Here is a 1,825-nt window from a genome sequence, read left to right on the forward strand (position 1 = left end):
AATCCTCAAGCTTCGGGTCGTTGGCGACGAGGAAGCGCGGCATCGCCGAGACGGCGTCGGACGTTGCAAGCCCGTCGTCGAGAGTCAGGGTCGTTTCAAAGCCCGCCTGACCGATCACCGACAAAGCGGTGCCGCTATAAGCCCCATAGGGCCAGATCCAGATGCGCGGACGCGTACCGGTGGCCCGCTCGATTTCGTCCGAAATGGTTTTTGCGTCGGCGTGGAGGCGCGCACGATAGGCCGCTTCGCTCTCATAGCCCCCGGTCGCCTCATCGAACGCCAGCGCTGCCGCGGCCGGCTCGCTGTTGCCTTGCGGATTGGCACGGATGCCGCGGTGGAGATCGTGGCTGTGCGAGGCGATTTCTATCAGGCCCGACGCAGCCATCTCGCGCACCTGATCCCAGGTCACGAAATGATCGCGCGCGACGTCGACGTCGCCAAAGCGAACCTTCTGGCCTTGGGGCGTGCTGATCCATTTGCCCACCGGCGCGAACACGGCCGGCCAGCCATAGGCCTTCAGGATCGGATAGACGCGCGTATAGAAGCTGGCATAGCCGTCATCGAAGGTGAGCAGCACCGCCCGGTCCGGAAGCGCCGGCCCGCCCCGATGGGCGGCAAGCACGGCATCAGCGGACACGGGAACATAGCCGTTCTCGCGCAGCCAGGAGAGTTGCTGGATCAGCCGTTCGGTGCGCACTGCGATGAACCGCTGGTCGGGATTGGCATCCGACACATCGTGCCAGGTAATGGAAACCAGCCGCTTCGACAGCCAAGGCTGCTCGGCGGCCGCGACGGGGCGTGCCGCCGGCGGAACGAAAGGCGGACGCTCAGCAGCCGCTGGCATTGCGGTGACGGTAAGAGACGCGGCAAGGGCGCCGGTGAGGAAGCGTTTCATCGCAGGGCCTTAAAATCGATAGGTGAGATTGAAGGAGGCACGGAAATCCGGCTCGTAATCGCCGTCGTAAGGTCGATAGAGCGCATTGATCCCGGCCGAGACGGTGAGTACATCGTTGGTCGTGAAGCGCTGGCGATATCCGGCCGAGAGGATTGCTCCCGTGCCGAAATCTCGCTGCCAAAGCCCACCAGCACCAAGCGTCAGCGAATGATCCCAGACCGTCTGGTAGCGGCGATGGATGATGTGGGTGAAGGTGGCAGCCGGGAGCGCTGCAACCTCGGCGCCCGGACTGTAGTAAGCGACGTTGGAGCGGCTGTTGAACGACGCGCTCAGATCAAAACCTGCATCCACCCGGAAATGCGGCCTCGTATGAACCCGCTGCGTCGCCTGAAGGAGCGTGGTCAGCCGCTCGTTGCCATCATTGAACCACAGCGCCTGGGCGCTGAGGCGCACTTCCTTTCGTTCGTGCGCGCGCCATCGGTAGAAAGCGTTCACGCCATCCGCGCGAACTCCGTTGCGTAGCGCGCGAAGCGGCGTGTCGCGCGACAGAATCTCGCCGGCGACGCCGACTTGACTGTGATCGTCGAGATCGACCGCCACCGCCAACCGTCCGCCGAGCTTGCCACCATCGCCATAGCGGTGCCGCGACACTTCCGCTTCGGCCGTCAGGTCGCGAACCCGATAATCGATGCCGGCAAAGGCCCAGTCGTGATCGCCCTTGCCTTCCGGGAAACGGCTTCCGGCATGGCCCGCACCGGCAAAGACGCGCCAGTCGTAGGCGATCGGCGGCGAGTAAAGGGCCGCTTGAAGGCCGCGGTCGCCATTACCGGTCAGCGGGCTTCCGCCGCCGAACCCATATTCGCCTTCGATACGCAGCTCCGGCTTGTTATGTACCTCCCAGAGCCGCGCGAGGCGGCGCGCCGAGAGATT

Annotated in this window: 2 protein-coding genes; both read right to left on the reverse strand. The window is 64.5% G+C overall.

The window, feature by feature from the left end; translation table 11 throughout:
* On the reverse strand, positions 1-895 hold an 895-nt coding region (gene pgaB / locus VGD20_RS18335), incomplete at its 3' end, for a poly-beta-1,6-N-acetyl-D-glucosamine N-deacetylase PgaB (RefSeq protein ID WP_331135815.1).
* Positions 896-904: 9 nt separating this feature from the next.
* A partial coding sequence (locus VGD20_RS18340; protein ID WP_331135816.1) for a hypothetical protein occupies positions 905-1,825 on the reverse strand: 921 nt, incomplete at its 5' end.

This window comes from Sphingopyxis sp. (assembly GCF_036402335.1).
In the GTDB taxonomy this organism is placed as follows: Bacteria; Pseudomonadota; Alphaproteobacteria; order Sphingomonadales; family Sphingomonadaceae; genus Sphingopyxis.